This window comes from Cellulophaga baltica, assembly GCF_018861125.1.
Classification (GTDB): Bacteria; Bacteroidota; Bacteroidia; order Flavobacteriales; family Flavobacteriaceae; genus Cellulophaga; species Cellulophaga baltica_A.
In genome coordinates, this window is record NZ_JAHKQN010000013.1 from 536,599 (window position 1) to 555,436 (window position 18,838).

17 protein-coding genes are annotated in these 18,838 nt (G+C 29.8%); 4 read left to right on the top strand and 13 right to left on the bottom strand.

Annotated elements, in window-relative coordinates; all coding sequences use genetic code 11:
• Nucleotides 1-152 precede the first annotated feature (152 nt).
• The 7 genes from KO500_RS17485 to KO500_RS05125 all read right to left on the bottom strand — a co-directional run bounded on the left by KO500_RS17485 (nt 153) and on the right by KO500_RS05125 (nt 8,585).
• On the bottom strand, nt 153-284 hold the full coding sequence (locus tag KO500_RS17485; protein WP_289847641.1) for a hypothetical protein: 132 nt from the start codon (nt 282-284) through the stop codon (nt 153-155).
• Nucleotides 285-297: 13 nt separating this feature from the next.
• Complete coding sequence (locus KO500_RS05100; protein WP_215955422.1) at nt 298-1,995, bottom strand: ABC transporter ATP-binding protein; 1,698 nt, start codon at nt 1,993-1,995, stop codon at nt 298-300.
• A 4-nt stretch (nt 1,996-1,999) separates the two neighbouring features.
• A complete protein-coding gene (locus KO500_RS05105; protein WP_215955423.1) occupies nt 2,000-3,061 on the bottom strand; it encodes a SagB/ThcOx family dehydrogenase in 1,062 nt (353 codons plus the stop codon).
• A gap of 24 nt (nt 3,062-3,085) precedes the next feature.
• Nucleotides 3,086-5,494 (bottom strand): outer membrane beta-barrel family protein, encoded by a 2,409-nt coding sequence (locus KO500_RS05110; protein WP_215955424.1) that lies wholly within the window; start codon nt 5,492-5,494, stop codon nt 3,086-3,088.
• 182 nt (nt 5,495-5,676) lie between these two features.
• Entirely contained in the window at nt 5,677-6,342 is a 666-nt protein-coding gene (locus KO500_RS05115; protein ID WP_215955425.1) for a response regulator, read from the bottom strand.
• Nucleotides 6,332-8,365 (bottom strand): tetratricopeptide repeat-containing sensor histidine kinase, encoded by a 2,034-nt coding sequence (locus KO500_RS05120; protein WP_215955426.1) that lies wholly within the window; start codon nt 8,363-8,365, stop codon nt 6,332-6,334. Before KO500_RS05120 ends, KO500_RS05115 begins: the two co-directional genes overlap by 11 nt.
• A complete protein-coding gene (locus KO500_RS05125) occupies nt 8,343-8,585 on the bottom strand; it encodes a hypothetical protein (RefSeq protein WP_215955427.1) in 243 nt (80 codons plus the stop codon). Before KO500_RS05125 ends, KO500_RS05120 begins: the two co-directional genes overlap by 23 nt.
• A gap of 223 nt (nt 8,586-8,808) precedes the next feature.
• On the opposite strand from KO500_RS05125, the gene KO500_RS05130 reads away from it, so the two are divergent.
• From KO500_RS05130 to KO500_RS05145, 4 genes are all read left to right on the top strand, one after another.
• Nucleotides 8,809-9,786, top strand: a complete 978-nt coding sequence (locus tag KO500_RS05130; RefSeq protein ID WP_215955428.1) for an ABC transporter ATP-binding protein — start codon at nt 8,809-8,811, stop codon at nt 9,784-9,786.
• An 8-nt stretch (nt 9,787-9,794) separates the two neighbouring features.
• The gene (arfB, locus tag KO500_RS05135) at nt 9,795-10,199 is read left to right on the top strand and encodes an alternative ribosome rescue aminoacyl-tRNA hydrolase ArfB (protein WP_215955429.1); all 405 of its coding nucleotides are present in this window, start codon (nt 9,795-9,797) and stop codon (nt 10,197-10,199) included.
• Between the two features lie 65 nt (nt 10,200-10,264).
• The gene (locus KO500_RS05140; RefSeq protein ID WP_215955430.1) at nt 10,265-10,774 is read left to right on the top strand and encodes a DUF3124 domain-containing protein; all 510 of its coding nucleotides are present in this window, start codon (nt 10,265-10,267) and stop codon (nt 10,772-10,774) included.
• A gap of 49 nt (nt 10,775-10,823) precedes the next feature.
• Complete coding sequence (locus KO500_RS05145) at nt 10,824-11,294, top strand: FKBP-type peptidyl-prolyl cis-trans isomerase (RefSeq protein ID WP_215955431.1); 471 nt, start codon at nt 10,824-10,826, stop codon at nt 11,292-11,294.
• Nucleotides 11,295-11,297: 3 nt separating this feature from the next.
• On the opposite strand, the gene KO500_RS05150 is transcribed toward KO500_RS05145, so the two are convergent.
• The 6 genes from KO500_RS05150 to accC all read right to left on the bottom strand — a co-directional run bounded on the left by KO500_RS05150 (nt 11,298) and on the right by accC (nt 18,790).
• Complete coding sequence (locus tag KO500_RS05150; RefSeq protein ID WP_215955432.1) at nt 11,298-11,753, bottom strand: GreA/GreB family elongation factor; 456 nt, start codon at nt 11,751-11,753, stop codon at nt 11,298-11,300.
• Between the two features lie 21 nt (nt 11,754-11,774).
• Complete coding sequence (locus KO500_RS05155) at nt 11,775-12,890, bottom strand: NAD(P)/FAD-dependent oxidoreductase (protein ID WP_215955433.1); 1,116 nt, start codon at nt 12,888-12,890, stop codon at nt 11,775-11,777.
• 39 nt (nt 12,891-12,929) lie between these two features.
• The gene (locus tag KO500_RS05160; protein WP_215955434.1) at nt 12,930-14,324 is read right to left on the bottom strand and encodes a hypothetical protein; all 1,395 of its coding nucleotides are present in this window, start codon (nt 14,322-14,324) and stop codon (nt 12,930-12,932) included.
• A gap of 14 nt (nt 14,325-14,338) precedes the next feature.
• Entirely contained in the window at nt 14,339-16,555 is a 2,217-nt protein-coding gene (locus KO500_RS05165; RefSeq protein ID WP_252732425.1) for a DUF1573 domain-containing protein, read from the bottom strand.
• Nucleotides 16,556-16,584: 29 nt separating this feature from the next.
• On the bottom strand, nt 16,585-17,271 hold the full coding sequence (locus KO500_RS05170) for a hypothetical protein (protein WP_215955435.1): 687 nt from the start codon (nt 17,269-17,271) through the stop codon (nt 16,585-16,587).
• A gap of 166 nt (nt 17,272-17,437) precedes the next feature.
• Nucleotides 17,438-18,790 (bottom strand): acetyl-CoA carboxylase biotin carboxylase subunit, encoded by a 1,353-nt coding sequence (gene accC, locus KO500_RS05175; RefSeq protein WP_215955436.1) that lies wholly within the window; start codon nt 18,788-18,790, stop codon nt 17,438-17,440.
• Nucleotides 18,791-18,838 lie beyond the last annotated feature (48 nt).

Consider the following 18,838-nt stretch of genomic DNA (forward strand, 5'->3'; position numbering starts at 1 on the left):
AATAAGTGCATGAAAAATGAACCCAATTACTTCTAAAACCAAAAAAAACCACCCATAAAAGGTGGTCTTTTTCTAAATAAACACTCTTATTTAAGAGGATTACTTTTGAGGGAATTCCTAAGTAAATTGAATAGTTTTCAATTTTTTAACAGCTAGTAACCATGAAATAAAGGCTTTAGTCGTATACTGTCATTTTTTATAGTAAAAAAATCTCCATTTTCAGGCCAAATTATACTAGTATTATTTAGATGTTCTGTATGCTCTATAGGGATCTTTGTTGCCATAGTTTTATCAATTTTAAGCGGTACGCTCTAGTTTATTTTCTCTTATTTCCAGTATTTTTCCTTTTTCTAAAACAATAGTTTTATCAACATTTTCTATCAAAGACATCTCATGTGAAATATAAATAACTGTTTTTTTACTAAGGTAATTTTTAAAGAAATCACTACTCAAAAAGGTCTTTGTATCTTGATCTAAAGAATTGGTAACTTCATCTAGTATAATTATAGAAGCATCTCTATACAAAGCTCTAGCCAATGCTATTTTTTGTCGTTGTCCCCCTGATAATAAATTACCATTATTTCCTATTTTTAATGCACCATCCTTATTAAAATTGATGTTGGTTAATTTTTTAATGTAGGAAATCTTTTCTTTATCAATATTTTTATCTGGATAACAAATATTATCATCAACAGACATATTAAAAAGGCTTATATCTTGTGAAACAACACTAAATAAATTACGGTAACTCTGTAAATTAATCTGTTTGATATTTTGACGATCTAAATAAATACTACCTTTTGTAGGCTCATATAGCCTTAGTATCAAATTGATCAGAGATGATTTTCCCGAACCGTTACTTCCCACAATAGCAACCTTCTCTCCTTTTCCGATAGTAAAAGACAAATCTTTTAAAACCATATTCTTTGAATTTTCATAATATAAACCTGCATTTTTGATAGAAATAGAATCTGTGAAATTTTCTTTAAGAATACCTTGATAACAATAAGCCTCTGGGTCGTCATTAAGGACATCTACCAATCGTAATGTAGTTCCTCTTGCTCTTTCTAAATTCGCTAGGAATTTTGCAATCCCTGATATCGAATAAATAATAAAAAGCAAATTTATGATTATAGGAACTGTATCTTCAATGACAATCTCACCTGTAGTCAACATATAAGAGGCGTACCATACCATAAATAATAATGAAGACATGATCATTAATAATCCTACCAGATATAATATTGACTCTAATATCTCATTCTTTTTCATTTCGTTAAATACACCATTTATTTTTTTAGAAGCTTGAGCAACTTCAGATTCTTCAGACGTAAAAATTTTAATAGTCTGTATTCGATGTAATGATTCCTCAAACTTTGAAGAAAGTTTGAAATTTAAATTTTGAGTTTTTAAGGCTATTCTCCTGATTTTTTTTCCAAACAAGTAAGCCACCGAAATGGACAAACCAAAAATAGATAACAGTATAAGTGATAGTTTATAGTTAATACTTAATAAAATTATTGTAGCAACAAAAACTATAAAAATATCATAAAAAAACTTTGATAAGTTCGATGAATAAAGGGTTTTGACTGTTTCCACATCGTGAGTTAAAATACTTATGATTCCTCCAACACTGCTTTTATTATGATAAGCCATTGGCAATTTTAAAAATTTATCAAAAAGATGTCTTTTTAAATTACTAATCCCTTCTAATGAAAACCTCATAAAGAAGTAGTCTTTAGCAAACATCAATACAAATTGAAAGAGAACCATGCTAAAAACAAAAACAAAAGATGATATTTTTGGATAAACAAGCTTGTCTGAATTGGTCATTGAACCTAACGAATCTCCAAATGATAATGGAATCATTAGCTGGATTATACCGGATAAAAACAAAAAAATAATACCTAGTACAAAGAATATTTTTTTCTTCCGAAAAAAGATAAATATATCTTCTATAAAAAATTCCTTAAAAAAAATTATTAGCTTATTCATAAGTCTAGTCTTTTATCGATTCCACATAAGAATCCAATTTTTGTTGCATCAGGCTATGCATTGATTTCTTTCTTCCTTTACCAAAAGCTGTAAAAAATACCGGTATCTTTTTTACTCCATCAATTTTACAAGCTTCTTCAATCAAACTCTCAGTCATAGCACCTGTTATCCAAATCTGTAAATCTTCTGAAGTACTCATTAATTGAGAAGTTTGCGCAAAATGTCCTGCTTCTAAAAAGACTACTTTGTAGTTTCTTTCAGTCTTATATTTCCAATTAAGAATTTCCAAATTAGCGGTCATAAAAACACCAAAGGCACAATCATTTGCAAAAAATTGACCTGCTAAACACTCTCTTAAATCTTGATAACTAAACGCTTCTCTAACAAGACATAATTTATGTTCTGCTGAATCATACCAATATAGTCCTTGAGGGATACCGTCTACATTAAATATTGTAACATAAGGTTCTATAATTTGTAAGCAACCTCCTGAAGGACTGGTTCTTCTATAAAAAGGAGCATATTCTCCCTCATCTTTATGAACATTACCATAAGAAAAATAAAGGATATTACTTAATTGTTGCTGAGTAACTGATTCATCAAAAAATTCTCGAATAGTTTTTCGCTCCTTTAAAGTGTTCAATAAAGATTCTTCACTTTGAGTTGCTACTGGCAACTGAATTGTCTTTTCGTAATTTACATAAGAATCTCTTTCTGGAAACTTCTCTTTTGCAACTCGTTCACAAACTTTTATGTATTCCAAAGCCCATTCACCTTCTGTAGTATTGTTTGATGTTACTGAACGATTTTTAGATAAATTGTGAAAAATATTTGAATAATAATGAATATACATTTCTGGCTTATCGTTGCCCTCTACTAGTACGCCAGCTTGAGTAAGGTCTTTCATTATTTTTGTTGTATCAGAAACTTCTTCCTCAGCACTACTAAGCTTTATCAGCTCGTTCATGTACTCTTTTCTAATATGATATTCCTTCTTCTCTTTATAATTGACAAGTTTCGCCTTATTATCTTCAAATAGAATAAAAAAATTGTGTGAAATGTCCATTGTATTTATGTTTTTTGGTTATTATTAGTTTATTGCTCTGCTTTTTTCTGATTCATTACCAAAATCTCGTTTTGATTTATTTATCTTTTTATTTCCAAACTGATAACGCGCTGAAATACGCAAGTATCGAGTACTTCCATTCATAGAAAATTCTTGTGGTGTACTACTTGTTGAAGTAGTATAGGTTGGATTGTTTTGGTTGAAAATATCTTTAACCGTTGCAGTTAATTGTAAATTATCTTTTACAGACCATTTTATCCCTAAATCAAGACCAGATGATCCTGTTGACTCATAGACTTGATATTTTGTTCCTGGGAAGTACCAAAAATTAATTTCCCCATTAAGTGTTTTACTTGCGTTTAAAGTAAATGTATTCATACTCGAGTACCTAAGTCCAAATCCATCAAGAGCTTCTGTCTCTAAATCTGTTCCTGGTAAAAAGGAAACATCATTATAAAAAGCAAAAAGATAATTGTAACTCTTCCACCATTTAAAAACATCTACATTGTAGCTTTCACTAATACCATAAGAGGTTCGTTTATAATAGTTATTCCTTGTGTAAAACTGTTCTCCTGTCGTTGTATTAACTCCTGGAATTTGACCGAATCCATTATCGACTATACTGACAAAAAAACTACTGGTGAATTTGTTTTTTAAAGAATGAGTAAACTCTATATTATGGCTAAAAGAAGGCTGTAAAAAAGGGTTCCCTTCAGAATAGATATAAGCATTAATATAATTTCTATAAGGGTTTAATTCCCAAAATGCAGGCCTCGTAATTCGTTTAGAATAACTAAAACTTAAAACATTGGATTCATTGGCTCTATATGTGGTAGTCATGGTTGGAAAAAGCTTTAAGTAAGAATTACTATTCTCTTCTTCAAAAGAGCCATCTGATGCCATTGAAATACCATTAGTGTTAGTGTTCTCTACCCTAAGACCAAAAGTGCTTTCCCATTTTTTATTAAATGCCTTTTTTCCTGTGATATAAACAGCTTGTATATCTTCTTTATATTCAAAATTATTGTCTTGATTTGGAACAGTAATAGCAGTCGCCTCTGGAGCATTTAAATATGTGGTATTATTTGTTGTTGTTGTAAAACTTAGCTTACCTCCAAAAGATAAATCTAAAAGTTTGGTTGGAATTTGAAAATCTAATTTAGCTGCAACATTTTCTATTTTTTGCTTACTATCATTATCTGCTAATATTACGACTCCTGTTGAAGTACTCTCGTCAATAAAATTTCTAGATTCAATAGAGGAGTAGTTTTTATTATTTAAAATAAAATAGTCTGCCCCTATAGTCATTTTCTTTCCTAAAGTATCTAAATCAGTTTCATGGTAAATATTAAAAGAATGGTTATAGTTTTTATTCGCTGTAAAATTTTTAGAAACGATTAAAGAATCTAACGTGTTATTATAATCCGTTATTTGCGTTAATCCATTATAGTCTACATCAGGGCGCTCAACAGTTCCTAAATATTGAAAACCTATATTTGATTTAGGGCTATATTGATAATCTAAGGATAGATTTCCATTTAGATCTTCAGAAATATTCTCTCTGGTAATATCATTATCCCATATATTCTCATCGTAAAATATAGTGGCCATTTCTTCTACTTGCTTGCTTCCATCTACATAATTTATATTTGCTGAAAAACTTAATTTATCATCATTGTAGATCGTACTCGCTCCTAAAGAATATAACGAGTATACTCCTTGTCGATAAGATCCATTAATAGTCGTATTCCATAAGCCTGCTAAGCCTTTTTTGTAAATAATATTTATTAAACCATTACTTCCCTCTGCATCAAAATTTGAAGGAGGTGAATCTATTACTTCTATTTTAGCTATATTCTCTGCCGGAATAGAGTTTAAAAAATTGACCAAAGCTTCTCCTGTAAGTTTAACAGGATTTCCATTTATTAAAACAGATACGTTACCCTTCCCTATAAGGCCTATTCCTTGATCCGTAATATTAATACTAGGGGTAACTTTTAATATATCAACAATATTACCCCCTGTGGCCATGACACTATTTTCAACATTAAAAGTCAATCTATCAGCACTTTGTTGAATAACTGGTTTTTTTCCACGTATTACTACTTCGTCTAACTGATCTACGGTACCAATTAATACAATGTTTTCTAATACAAGACTCTCTGTCAACACGATAACCTTAGAAAAAGGTTCGTATCCAATAAAACTTACTTCAATTTGATATTTTCCTGTTGGGGATTGTAAGCTGTACTTTCCATTTTCATCACTAATTCCTCCTGTAACAATCGTACCTGAATCAACTTCTTTAATCGTAACATTAGAAAATGCAATAGGCGCATTATTTTCATCACTGATTTGACCTGAAACACTAATTTGTGCTTGACTTGAAAAAGACATTAAAAATGCTACTACTACTAGAATAAAATATTTCATGTTATTAATTTTATTCAAATTTAAGTACTGTATACCTGCAGGTTATGTAAATAAACCACGCATACACTTCGGTTAAACCGCATCTCTATATAAAAGTCATTAAATGAGAAAGAACTAAAAAAATACCGTAGAAGAAATAAAAGGACATAAAAAAACCATTTCTAAAGAAATGGTTTTTTTACTTATATATAGCCACATTCTCGGGCTCGTTCTAAGAGTTCTTTATTACCACTCTCAAAAACATCAAATATTTCCTTGAGCTTTTTCTTTCTATTTTCTACGGCTCTAAGCGATAAATGAACATGATCTGTAATATCTTTAGTTTTTGTTCCTATTGACAATTGAAATAAAATGATTCGATCAACCTCATCTAGAGTGTATTTTAGTTTCATCTCAGAACGCAATAGCTTTGAAATTTTTGGTCCATAATAAGGAGGGTTTTCAATAACACTTTCTAAACAACGGATAAGATTTTTTGAAGTTGTTTCCCCTTTTAAAAGAAAACCATCTGGTTCTACATTGTTAAAAATATTTTGAAGTCGAAAAGAATTTTCAAGCGTCGTTAAAACCACAATTTTAACTTCTGGAAAACTTTTCTTTATTTTTATACCTAAGTCTTCTCCTGATAAAATTTTAGCATCATTTTTTGGTGTAAAATTGATGTCTAAAAAAATAATATCAAATTTGGAAGTGTTGATCATTTCCCAGGCATCATCACAATTGTCTATCGTATGAAAATTCGTAACTACATTTTCTAACTCAAGCCCTGACAATACATTTTTATAACCTTCTAAAATCATATAATGATCATCTACCATCAAAATATTTATTATTTTTTTATTTATCATCATCATTATTTTTAATTTCAATTCTTATTATCGTCCCTAAAATTCCTGACTCTCTAGAAAGAATTTTAAAATAAGCATTCATTTCTTTTGCTCGAGCTTCTATATTATTCAATCCAATACCTTCCAAGGCATTTTGGACAATAAAACCAACACCATTATCTTCGACAGTTAATGTTGTAAATCTGTTATTTTTTGAAATTGTTATCTTTACAATTGAAGCTGCGGCATGTTTACTAATATTCATCAATGCCTCTTGGACTATACGATATAAATTAACTTTTATGACGTCATCAATTTTATTCCAATTTATTTTATCTTCTATAAACAAATGATACTTTGTTGTTTCATTTATTGCTTTTTGCATCGTAACTAAATCAGTTAATACCGATTCAAAATTTGCTTTGCCCTCTTTCTTCTTTATAAGTTTATGAGAAAGAATTCTTATATCTTCTGAAATAAGTTGAATTTCATCAATATATTTCTGCCTTTTAAGTATTGCATCTTCTGTGGTTTTCTCATTTAAACTATCTAAGCTTAACCTTACGCCAAAAATTCTTCCTAGTACTCCATCATGAAGCTCTCTAGAAATTCTAAATTTTTCCTGTTCAGCTCCTTCTAAAAATTTTTCTTGTACTGAAATCGTCAAATCATGAATTTCTTGCTTATTAATATTCTGAGTATGAATTAATTCTAATCTTTTATTTTTTGACTTTTGACGAAAATTAAAATAACTCAACGCTATTATAGAAAATAGTACGATTGAAAGTGATATTGTAATGACCATTTTATTTCCCAACTCTTTGGCTACATTAATATAGTTATCTGTCTCTAAACGTATTTTTGTGAATTTTTCTCTAACTCCTAATTGACTTTTCGTCATAGAGTCATTAACGGAAATGTACCTTTTTAAATAAGCTACTTCATCCTTTGGATTTAATGCGGATAATATTAAAATTGACTTTAAATAATCTCTAATATTTCTAGTTTGATTTGCTAGATCTTTGGCTTCTTCTAAAAACTCTTTTGCTAACAAAGTGTCTTTTTGCATTTTATAGAACTCTCCTAGATGTATCTTACTTATCGTTATACCGTCTTTTATGTTGTTTTCTACCCGTATTGATAATGCTTTTTTCATCCCTGATAAAATACTATCCAAATTGTTATTTCCGTAATACAATTCTGAAATCGCCTTATTATCAATTAACATTGCGTAGAGTTTTGGCGATTGATTTTTTAAATCTGAGCTGTAATCAATCGCCTTTTCATATTTTTCAATAGCACGATGGTAGTCTTTCATGTTAAAATAAATCACTCCCAAATTATTCATCGTAGAGGCATACTGAGTATCTGAAAAATTTTCATTAATATAGTCTAATGCAGTCTGATGATTTTTAATAGCTTCATCATATTCTCCTAATTCACAATATACAATTCCTAAGTTATTATACGAGCTATATAATTTGTCATTTTTACCAAGTTCTTTAAATATCTCTATAGCCTTGACCGTTGATATTTCACTTCCTGTATAATTTCCGATATTACTCTCTACATTAGCCATCTGTAATAACATTCTTGCAGAGCTATAGGGTTCTTCTTTTAATTCATAGATTTTTTGAGCGCTTGAATAATAAAAATAAGCGCTATCTTCTATCCGTTTTTTATGATAATATTCTGCTAAGTCCCAATAGCCTCCAGCTAATTTCAAACTATCATTTCTCTCTTTTGCTAATCTTTCAGAGAGCGCATTGACTTTTTTAAAATCTTCATCTGGAAAATACTTTAAATATTTGTAAGATAAATATAACATATTATTGCTTTTTATGCTGTCATTATCCAGATGAAGACTCTTTACATAAAACTCTTTTAATATCTGTCTCTTTCCGATAAGGGTACTAAGTGAATCCTGAAGTTTAGTATCAATTAGATCTAGTTCATTAGCAACCGTGTCTCCATTATTACAGGATATGAAAAGAAAAGAAGAAAAGAAAAAAAGAAAAAATTTAATCTTCCCCTCTAGTTTCATCTTCTTTATTTTGATCTCCAGTATCGGCTGTACTTTCGTTAACAGTGTCTTCAACATCTTCAATAACATTAGTTATAACATTTTCTGAGTTTAATTCCTCCTCTTCTAATGAAAGTATTAGTTGAAGTTCATTTTCTGGAGAATTTTCAATTTCATCTTTTACACATGAACTTGAAATAATTAAAAGTAGTAATAGTGAGTAAATTTTAAAATTATTCATAATCTTTTTTTTGGTTGATTTATTTAGGTTAATATTTTGATGTAAAATTATTCACTTATAGGCTCACAGATAAACGAGACGCCACATAAGCACTGTGGAAAAACCGCAGTTTTAATTATGATTAAAACTTTATTTGTTTAATGTGAAAATCAAAGAATTAAGTCTGCTTCTATTTAAAACGGACTTTTTATTTCTAGTTTTGTTTTAATTATCAAAATATATTATGCTTAAAGTAAACAATTTATCTTTTTCATATCAGGACCAAATTATTTTAACCGATATTTCTTTTAAGGCCAAAAAAGGTGCTCATATTTCTATAATTGGTGAAAGTGGTTGTGGAAAAAGTACTTTACTTAAATTAATCTACGGAATATTACAACCTAATGAAGGAACCATTTTTTGGAAGGAAAATCAAATTATGGGACCAGACTATAATTTGGTACCTGGTGAAAAATACATGAAATATCTTTCTCAAGATTTTGATTTGATGCCATTTATCACTGTGGAAGAAAATATAAGTCAGTTTTTATCTGTTTTTTACCCTGAAGAATTAGAAGCCAGAACCGCCGAACTTTTAGAGATGATTGAGATGACAGATTTTGCAAAAACAAAAGTTAAGCTTTTAAGTGGTGGTCAACAGCAACGTGTAGCTTTAGCCAGAGTTTTAGCTCAAAAACCTGAAATACTATTACTGGATGAGCCTTTTAGTCATATTGATAATTCAAGAAAAAATACGCTACGGAGAAATCTTTTCAATTATTTAAAAGAAGAAGCTATAACTTGTATTGTAGCCTCGCATGATAGTAATGATATTTTATCGTTTGCTGATGAGATTATTGTACTTAAAGAACAGCATATTATTGCTAATAATACACCCGAACACTTATATAATAACCCCAAAAAAAAGTATATAGCATCACTTTTTGGTGAAGTAAATTTAGTACCTATGTCTTTATTAAAAACATATACTGAAATTGATAAATCTGTACTTATCTACCCTAATGAATTTAAAATTTCTGAAAAAACCGGACTTAAAGTTAAAGTTGAGAAGCTATATTTTAAAGGATCTCATTATTTAAACGAAGGAATTCTAGAAACAGGAGAAAAACTTTTTTTTGATAGTGAAAAAGAACTTACAATTAATGAAAATGTATATTTGAACATCGCACTTAAAACAATAAATAACAGAATTAAAAGCTAATACCAATTTTGAATACAAAAACCATCATACAAGAGCTAGAGTTTAAAGCTGTTAGAAGTAGTGGCGCTGGTGGTCAACACGTAAACAAAGTGTCTACTAAAATTGAACTGACTTTTAATGTAAAAACATCTAATAGCCTTTCAAGTGTTGAAAAGGAAAAAATATATTTAAAACTACAGAATAGGTTAACTAAAGAGAACGTTTTAATACTACAATGTGATGAAACTAGAAGCCAGCATAAAAATAAAGAAATTGCTATAAAACGTTTTTTAAGTGTACTTGAAAATGCCTTAAAGGTTCCTAAAAAGAGAAGGAAAACTAAACCTTCAAAATCATCAATAGAAAAGCGATTACAATCAAAAAAGAAATCGGCAGAAAAAAAAGCGAATCGGTCTAAGAAAAACTGGGATTAATTTTACTTCTTAATAGAAAATCATCAATTAAATATTGCTTATTTTTATACTTATAATCTATATTGATGAAAAACTGTATTTTAGCTTTTAGTATACTATTCTTTCTTTTTTCTTGTGAAGAAAAAAAGGAAGAGAAAACTTTAAATACAGTAAATTGGAATAACAGAATACTACAAAACAAACTCTCTGATTCGTTATTAGAGGGTAGTACCTATTTATCTGTTTATCCTCAAATTTATAGCTTGTCAGAACACTCTACACACAATTTAACGGCAACCGTAAGTATTAGAAACACAAGTATTACAGATTCTATTTACTTAACAAACGCTACTTATTATAACACACATGGCCAATTAATACGGTCATATATTAATAAACCGGTCTATTTAAGCCCGCTTGAAACTATTGCTATTGTTATAGAAGAAAAAGATAAAGAAGGCGGCACTGGAGCAAACTTTATTTTTGATTGGAAAATTGAAACTACTACACCTGAACCCTTTTTTGAAGGAATAATGATTTCTACATCTGGACAACAAGGACTGTCATTTACTACCAAAGGGGAAAGAGTTAAATAATTATTTAAAGCATTCACAATTTATATATTTGTTATCCGAAAATCATACTATGAAATTATTATATACTATTGCCATAAGCTTATTACTTTTCACTTCATGCAATTCAGAAAACAAAACCGAGATAATTGAACCAATAGATTATACCGCTCAAAATGAAGCTGATATAGTTGCATATATTGCTGAAAACGAATTAGATGCTACGAGAAGTGAAAGTGGTTTGTATTACGTGATTAACGAACAAGGTACTGGAGAGCAACCAACAGCAACATCAGATGTAACTGTTGCTTATAAAGGTTATTTTTTAAATGGGAACGTATTTGATGAAAGCGATGAAGAAGGAATCTCATTTAATCTTAGTGGTGTAATACAAGGTTGGACGGAAGGTATTCAATATTTTAATGAAGGTGGAAGTGGTATATTATTAATCCCTTCAAGTTTAGGGTATGGAAATAATAGTAATTCTGTAATTCCTGGAGGTTCCGTTTTACTTTTTGATATTGATCTTATTGAAGTCAACTAAAACTTATAGTATTTCAAGTATTTGTATTTCTTTTTTATTGAAAGTAACTATATCATTCACTTTTTTACCAAATAGTAATTTACCTATTGGCGTTATTGGTGATATACAATAAATTGTAGTATTATTGTATTTAAATTCCCCCGCAGAAGTTGCGATAAAGTAATTAGCCATTGAAGTTTTAACCAAATTACCTAAGCCTATAGTTGCTATTGCCGTATTGATATTTACTGCTTTTAAAGCCTTATATACACTTTCTGCTTCTGCCAGTTGTGCGCCTGCTTTTTCAATTTCTAATTGAATCATAGCTCTGCCCGTTTCATGCTTATCACCAGCACTACTTTTGGTTTCGCTGTGCAATGCATTTTGATAGCCTTTTATATTCTCTTGTATACGGGCAACTCTAGTATCTGTAACTTCTTTACAAAAATTAAATAATTGCTCTTTTATATTTTCTTCCATTATTTATATTAAAATATGGCCTTATAGTAAATCTGTAATTTCTTTACTAATAGCACTACCAATTGCAATACCCATACCACCTAACCGAACACCGCAATATACATTATTTGAAACTTGTTTTACAATTGGCTCTTTATTTGAGCCAACTCCCATAATACCACTCCATCTATGTTCAATTTCAAAAGATGTTTCTGGCAATATCGTTTCAGTTAACAACTGAACCAATTTGTTTTGTATTAATTTAGTTTCACCAAAACTAGTAGTTTCTTCGGCTTCAAAATCAAGATTTCTACCGCCACCCAATAAAATTCTATTTTCAATATTTCTGAAATAATAGTAACCTTCATCTAAATGAAAAGTACCTTTTATATGCAGTTTAGGTATTGGTTTGGTAATTAACACTTGAGCTCTTGCTGGCTTAATACTCGAATTGTTCAGCAATTTTGAAGCAAAACCATTTGTTGTAACAATTAGCTTTTTTGTAGCAAACTCAAACTTATCAGTTTTTACGTGCACAACATCATCACCTTCCGAATACTCCGTTACGTTTATAGCATTTAAAATAGAAATAGTACCGTTTTGCACCAAGTGTAACAACCTATGCATCATTTTTCCCGTATCAATCTGAGACTCAAAAGTGTTTGTAATATATTGGTTTTGCACCTGTTTAAAATTAAAGTGATTTTCTAATTTTACAAATGGTGCTTTTCCAAAAACTGGTTGTAATAATTCATTAATTACAGACTGATTATTTAAACAGGATTCAAAAAGTTCTGCTTGATTATCAGTAAAAACTTCATGTCCGCCATGATTCTGAAAATCTATATAACTATCTCCTAAATTTTTGCGAAGTAACTGAATTCCATTCCAACGCTTTTGCACTAATTTTTGCACTTGCTGTTCTGATAAAACTTTTAAATCAGATAATACTTCTGAAATACTACCAAAACATGCAAAACCAGCATTTTTAGTACTTGCACCTTGAGGTAGAAATCCTTTTTCTAATATTAAAATTTTAGCTTTCGGAAACTTTTCCCGAAGATTAAGTGCACAATTTAAGCCTACTATTCCGCTACCAACAATTGTAAAATCTATATTAGAAAGCCAAGTTTTATATTCCCAATAACTTAAATTCATACTACTAATTTACACACAAATTAATAGTAAATATAATCACTAAATAGAATCTTTCTCTTTTAAGCCAAAGTATAATTGAGAGATAATATTAATATCATCATTAGTCGCAGTAAGTTTTCCTTCAATATAAATTTCATTAGTATTCAACTGTTGTGCATTAATACGTAACTTATCTAAAAGTGATGCGGCTTTTGAAGCTTTTGGAAATTGAATATCTTGTTGTAAATCACTAAAATTAGTGTTTAAACTAAAAAAATAACCACTTGTTTTTTGCTCTGAAGGCAAAGCTTTTTTTACTGTAGAAAAGTTAATAGTATTAGCTGTTTCATGTGCATAAAAAGTATATAATGGTATTGCCTTTAAAACGTTATTATCAATTGCTTTTTGCTCTGATAAATAGTGGTACAGACTATTTTTGGCTCCTAAATTCATTGTAATAATTGGCGCTTGATTTTCTTGAACCGATTTAATGGCGATTTTATTAAAATTATCATCATACTCGTAAGTTACAATAGTATCTTTTTGAGTGGTTCTCCCTTTTATTGCTAAATTAAACACACCATTTGTTTTGCTTAATAATGTCGCTACATCAATATTATTTTTTTCAAAAAAAGTAATGCCCTCTAATTGCTTTAAGGTTAAAATTCTATGTGCTTCATTTGTCAAATTTGCATCAAAATACAATTGTAACGATGCGTTTGGTAATGCTCTATATTTAATTTCAGAATTAAATGAATTAGAGTTTTCGGTAAATAAACTACCTTCTACAACTGCTTTACCGTCTAAAAAATTAATGGCTAGTTCACCATCACCATTTAAATAGGTAATGTGATTTTTTGACGTCGCTAATTTGTCTAGATAGGTATTATCACTATCTGAAATAAGTTTGTTTTTTAATAGAACGTCATCAAATATTAATTTGTAGTTTTTATAATCGATTTTAGGACTTATAGCTACCGCTAAATAACTCGAGTTCCAAGCATAAACCATTTTAGACTTTTCATCAATTGCATAGCTGTAGTCGCCTTTAATAATTTTTATATTCTTATCCGTTGTAAATTTTTGCGCGTAGACTTCAAACTCTGATGAATTTTTGATTGGAAAAGTAGTAAACAAAGTGTTTTTCACATTTTTCATAGTATAAAAAACAAGAGAATACGGTAAAAAATCAATGCCTTTACCTGGCTCATCAATTGTGTCTTTTTCTTTATAACCTTGCTTAAAATTTACCGAATTCCAGTAATATTTAGGAGAAGAAATCGCATCAAGAATTATTGTTTTTTTTATATCATGTAAACCAATTTTTAAAACACTCTCTGCGTTCTCATGAACCACATTTTTTAATACAGTGGTATTTTGGTATTTTGAATAAATAAAATACCCTATCAATAATACAACTATTAGTGATAGGGCTATTTTTAAAATTTTTTTCATCAAGACGTTATTTATTAGTCTATTAAAGCATTAATCATATTAAAGAAATATGCTAAACTATTTTTATGCCCTTTATCTTCTGGCTTATTAATAATCATTTCAGCTTCCATTGTATTTCCTTTCATTTTACCTACTGTTAGGTATGCATCTTCAACATTATCAACAAAGTAATTTAATTTACTTTCAATCTCTCTAGGCAAAACGTCACTTGGAATATCTCGTACACTTTTCTTTCCGTTGACATACAAACTTGAAGAGTTATTTGAAATAATTTTTTTATGCTTTCCTGAAACGTTACCCTTAATAGTCCCGTTATTAATTGCCATAATTTCTTTCGCAGAATTACCAATAACCAAAACATCATCTTTAAAAACCATACTTAGCATAAAAGGAGCATCAGGAACATCTACATTGTAAATTCCGTTTTCAAAAAATACTCCACCTTCTTTTATACCTATTCTCATTAAACGTTCAAAAATTTCTTTTTCTTCAGATGTTACCATAAATAAAAAGTTAGGTACTGTTTCTTCTTTTGTTTTTACAACCTCAGTACTTACATAATTTTCATCATACTCATAAGTAGTATATTCTACTTCTTTGGTTTCTAAACCAGTCATTACTAAAAGCATATCACCTCTAACAATTTTTGCTATTGCTTCTTCATCTAAAATTAATGAAAATAAACGTGTGCCAATTGGTACTAAATCATCTAAGTGTTCTTTTTCAACACCATCAAACATAGTTTCTACCATTTTTGGATACGCTTCCAACATACCTTCAGTACTCATGTTAAAAGAAAAATACCCTTCAATTTCATCCTCATTAAAATATTTAAAGAAGTTTTTATTCATTTTACCATTATACATTTGACGGTTATATTTAGCCATCTCATTATTCATTGTATAACTTGCTTTTAAACTTGCTTTATCTTCTTCAAAATTTAATTTTGAGGTAAGTGTCATGCCATCATAAAGAGCACCTGCATTAAAAATGTCATAAGGGCTATCACCATAGTACCCACTACCCAAAATTGAAGAAAACATATTTTTATAAATACCCATAAAATCACTTACCCAAAGCGTAGCTTCATCTTTTCCTGATCCAATACTTTTTAAATATGACGGGTTTTTTAAAATACTCCCATTAACATAATCGGCTTTCAGAGTCGTTTTTGCATTAGCAATTATGTCTACAAATAATTCTTTTCTTTCAGCTTCTCTTTTTGCATCCCTTGCTTTTCGTTCTGCTTCTCTTTTTGTGTAGTAATCATCATTATAATAACTGTCTTGAGCATATTCTGTAGACTCAATAACTGTTTCTTCTATTTCTTCAACCTCAATATCTTCAATAACTGCTTCAGCAATACCATCTTCACTTACATAGCCCTTAATATATAATTTTTCAACGCCATTTTCTGTATTAGCAGTTATTGTAACCGTTTTGTTTTGGCTACCCGATTTATGCGAACTATCAAACTTTACCGATATACTACCTGTAGCACCTGAAGCAATTTCTTCCATAGAAAAACTAGGCACGGTACAACCACAGCTTGCCTTAGCATCAGAAATAATTAAGGGAGAGTTACCTGTATTCGTGAAATTAAAAGTATGCTCAACAATATCCCCTTCTTTAATAGTACCAAAATTATACGTAGTTTCATAAAAGTCCATCACAGGATAAATTGTTTTGGCTTCTTCTACTGCATCTTCTACTACACTATAATCATCATAATAATCGTTGTAACCATAATAATCATCATAACTATCTTCTTTATCAGTTGAAGTAATTAACATTGTGTTATTATTCCACATGGTAATTGTATTATCATATTTATCTACCAGATAAGCTAAATCATCTTCATATTCAACTCTTTCTTTTTCACTTTCTGATAACAAACTAAAAAAGCCACGCTTGTCTTTTAAAGGTATTAAAAAACTATGTGTATCAACTCCATCCTTAATTTGCATAAAATAATAGAAGTTTTCAGAAAGATTAATTCCTAATGTTTCAAAATTAGTAACCACTCCATCTGTTTTCATGGAAAGTTTTTCCATCATCATTTTACCCATTTTAGAGTTTTCAAATTCTGATGTAGAAACTAAATCTGTAATGTTTTTTCCTTTAATAGAAGCAACAATACTAGCATCTTTAGGTATTTTAGTTATTAAGTCTTGAGCTGACACTACTAATGTAGCAAAACACAACGTCGTGAAAAGTAGAACTTTTTTCATTATTTATTACTATTAATTTTTGATTGAATTTATTTTGTAAGTTGAACTGTATTGGCAACACTTTTCTCTCCTAAAATAAGTGACATTGCATCAATTTTTAAGAAGACAGCTTTTTTATTAGGTGCTATTTTAGCATTTAAATTTGTAGCACTTTCGACTAAATTATCAAACCTATAAATACTCGTGTAGCTAGCATCTTCAAAGACCTTACGATCATCACCTTTTAGTCTATAAAATGATTTTTTTATAGCATCATCATAGGAAAATTTACGAGCAAAAGTGTTTGTTGACTGGTTGAATGAAAAGTTTGTGCTATTGAAATTCGTTTTTTCTCTTTTATTGTGTCTCTGAATTAAATCTTTAAACACAGCATCTAAATTTGAAACTTTATCAAAATCACAAGCTATAGTGAAAATGTAATTCTCATAATCTATTGTTTTTTTAATATTACTAATACCAGGTATTTTTTTTAAATGATCTTCAGCATCTTTTAAAGCAATACTAATATCATCTTTACTTGGTACTTTATGCCCATTTACACTATCTAACAACATTATAGACGCTAGTTTAGTTTTACTCTTACTTAAGTTAAAAGTTACTAGCATTGTACCGCTACCATCAGTCTTTAAATTGATTTCTTCTAAAATCTCAAAACAACTAGTACAAAGCGTAATAGCAAAAAATAATAGACAATAAGTGGTTATTCTTTTAAGCATGTGGTTGGTTTTAAAATGGTGCTATATTAAAAACTTCAAATTCTGTTAAAAATTGTATTTCAACTACAGTACAAAGAAAAAGGATTAATTTATTTAATTAATCCCTGAATACCGTGAAATAATTAAATAAAAAAACTCCGACTAAAAAGCCGGAGTTTAAATTTTTCTAATCTTCTACCTGAGGTGCCATTTCAAAATCTTCCATAAATTTAGTAGTATAATTACCAGCTAAATAATCAGGATGATCCATCAATTGCCTATGAAAAGGTATTGTAGTTTTTACACCTTCAATTACAAATTCATCTAATGCACGCTTCATTTTGTTAATTGCTTCTTCTCTAGTCTGAGCAGTCGTAATTAACTTTGCAATCATTGAATCGTAATTAGGTGGAATAATGTAACCACTATATACGTGAGTATCTAAACGAATACCATGACCTCCTGGCGTATGTAACGTTGTTATTCTACCCGGAGAAGGTCTAAACCCATTGTAAGGGTCTTCAGCATTAATTCTACATTCAATAGAGTGTAGTTTTGGAAGGTAGTTTTTTCCTGAAATTGGAACACCACCTGCAACCAAAATTTGTTCTCTAATTAAATCATAATCAATTACCTGTTCCGTAATTGGGTGCTCTACTTGAATACGTGTATTCATTTCCATAAAGTAGAAGTTTCTGTGCTTATCTACCAAAAATTCGATAGTACCCGCACCTTCATACTTTATATATTCTGCTGCTTTAACGGCTGCAGCTCCCATATCTTCACGAAGCTTATCTGTCATGAAAGGAGAAGGAGTCTCTTCAGTTAATTTTTGGTGACGACGTTGTACAGAACAATCTCTTTCTGATAAATGACATGCTTTACCGTATTGGTCACCTACAATTTGAATTTCAATATGGCGAGGCTCTTCAATAAGCTTTTCCATATACATACCACCATTACCAAACGCTGCAGTAGCTTCTTGTACGGCGCTATCAAAAAGGTCTTCCATTGTATCTTCAGACCATACAGCACGCATACCTTTACCACCACCACCAGCAGTTGCTTTTATCATAACAGGATAACCCATTTTTTTAGCAATCTTCTTAGCGTCAACAACATCTTTAAGTAAACCATCAGACCCTGGTACACAAGGTACACCAGCTTCTTTCATAGTTTCTTTGGCAGTTGCCTTATCTCCCATTTTATCAATCTGATCACCAGAAGCTCCAATAAATTTTATATCGTGCTCAGCACAAATTCTTGAAAACTTTGAATTTTCAGAAAGAAAACCATAACCTGGGTGTATTGCATCTGCATTTGTAATTTCTGCAGCAGCAATTATATTTGGTATTTTTAAGTAAGATTCATTACTAGGTGCTGGTCCAATACAAACAGCTTCATCAGCAAACCTAACATGCAAACTCTCTTCATCAGCTTTTGAATATACTGCTACGGTTTTAATACCCATTTCTTTACAGGTTCTAATAATACGTAGCGCTATTTCGCCTCTGTTTGCGATTAATATTTTTTTAAACATCTTATGAAATTTTAAATTTTGAAACCTAAATCTTAAATGATTTTAATT

Excerpts from the sequence above, each read along its gene's own strand:
- KO500_RS05115 (WP_215955425.1), bottom strand. The coding sequence starts at position 6,342 with ATGATAAATAAAAAAATAATAAATATTTTGATGGTAGATGATCATTAT.
- KO500_RS05145 (WP_215955431.1), top strand. The coding sequence starts at position 10,824 with ATGAAATTATTATATACTATTGCCATAAGCTTATTACTTTTCACTTCA.
- KO500_RS05140 (WP_215955430.1), top strand. The coding sequence starts at position 10,265 with ATGAAAAACTGTATTTTAGCTTTTAGTATACTATTCTTTCTTTTTTCT.
- KO500_RS05130 (WP_215955428.1), top strand. The coding sequence starts at position 8,809 with ATGCTTAAAGTAAACAATTTATCTTTTTCATATCAGGACCAAATTATT.
- KO500_RS17485 (WP_289847641.1), bottom strand. The coding sequence starts at position 284 with ATGGCAACAAAGATCCCTATAGAGCATACAGAACATCTAAATAATACT.
- KO500_RS05105 (WP_215955423.1), bottom strand. The coding sequence starts at position 3,061 with ATGGACATTTCACACAATTTTTTTATTCTATTTGAAGATAATAAGGCG.
- accC (WP_215955436.1), bottom strand. The coding sequence starts at position 18,790 with ATGTTTAAAAAAATATTAATCGCAAACAGAGGCGAAATAGCGCTACGT.
- KO500_RS05165 (WP_252732425.1), bottom strand. The coding sequence starts at position 16,555 with ATGAAAAAAGTTCTACTTTTCACGACGTTGTGTTTTGCTACATTAGTA.
- KO500_RS05120 (WP_215955426.1), bottom strand. The coding sequence starts at position 8,365 with ATGAAACTAGAGGGGAAGATTAAATTTTTTCTTTTTTTCTTTTCTTCT.
- KO500_RS05155 (WP_215955433.1), bottom strand. The coding sequence starts at position 12,890 with ATGAATTTAAGTTATTGGGAATATAAAACTTGGCTTTCTAATATAGAT.
- KO500_RS05160 (WP_215955434.1), bottom strand. The coding sequence starts at position 14,324 with ATGAAAAAAATTTTAAAAATAGCCCTATCACTAATAGTTGTATTATTG.
- KO500_RS05125 (WP_215955427.1), bottom strand. The coding sequence starts at position 8,585 with ATGAATAATTTTAAAATTTACTCACTATTACTACTTTTAATTATTTCA.
- KO500_RS05100 (WP_215955422.1), bottom strand. The coding sequence starts at position 1,995 with ATGAATAAGCTAATAATTTTTTTTAAGGAATTTTTTATAGAAGATATA.
- KO500_RS05110 (WP_215955424.1), bottom strand. The coding sequence starts at position 5,494 with ATGAAATATTTTATTCTAGTAGTAGTAGCATTTTTAATGTCTTTTTCA.
- KO500_RS05150 (WP_215955432.1), bottom strand. The coding sequence starts at position 11,753 with ATGGAAGAAAATATAAAAGAGCAATTATTTAATTTTTGTAAAGAAGTT.
- KO500_RS05170 (WP_215955435.1), bottom strand. The coding sequence starts at position 17,271 with ATGCTTAAAAGAATAACCACTTATTGTCTATTATTTTTTGCTATTACG.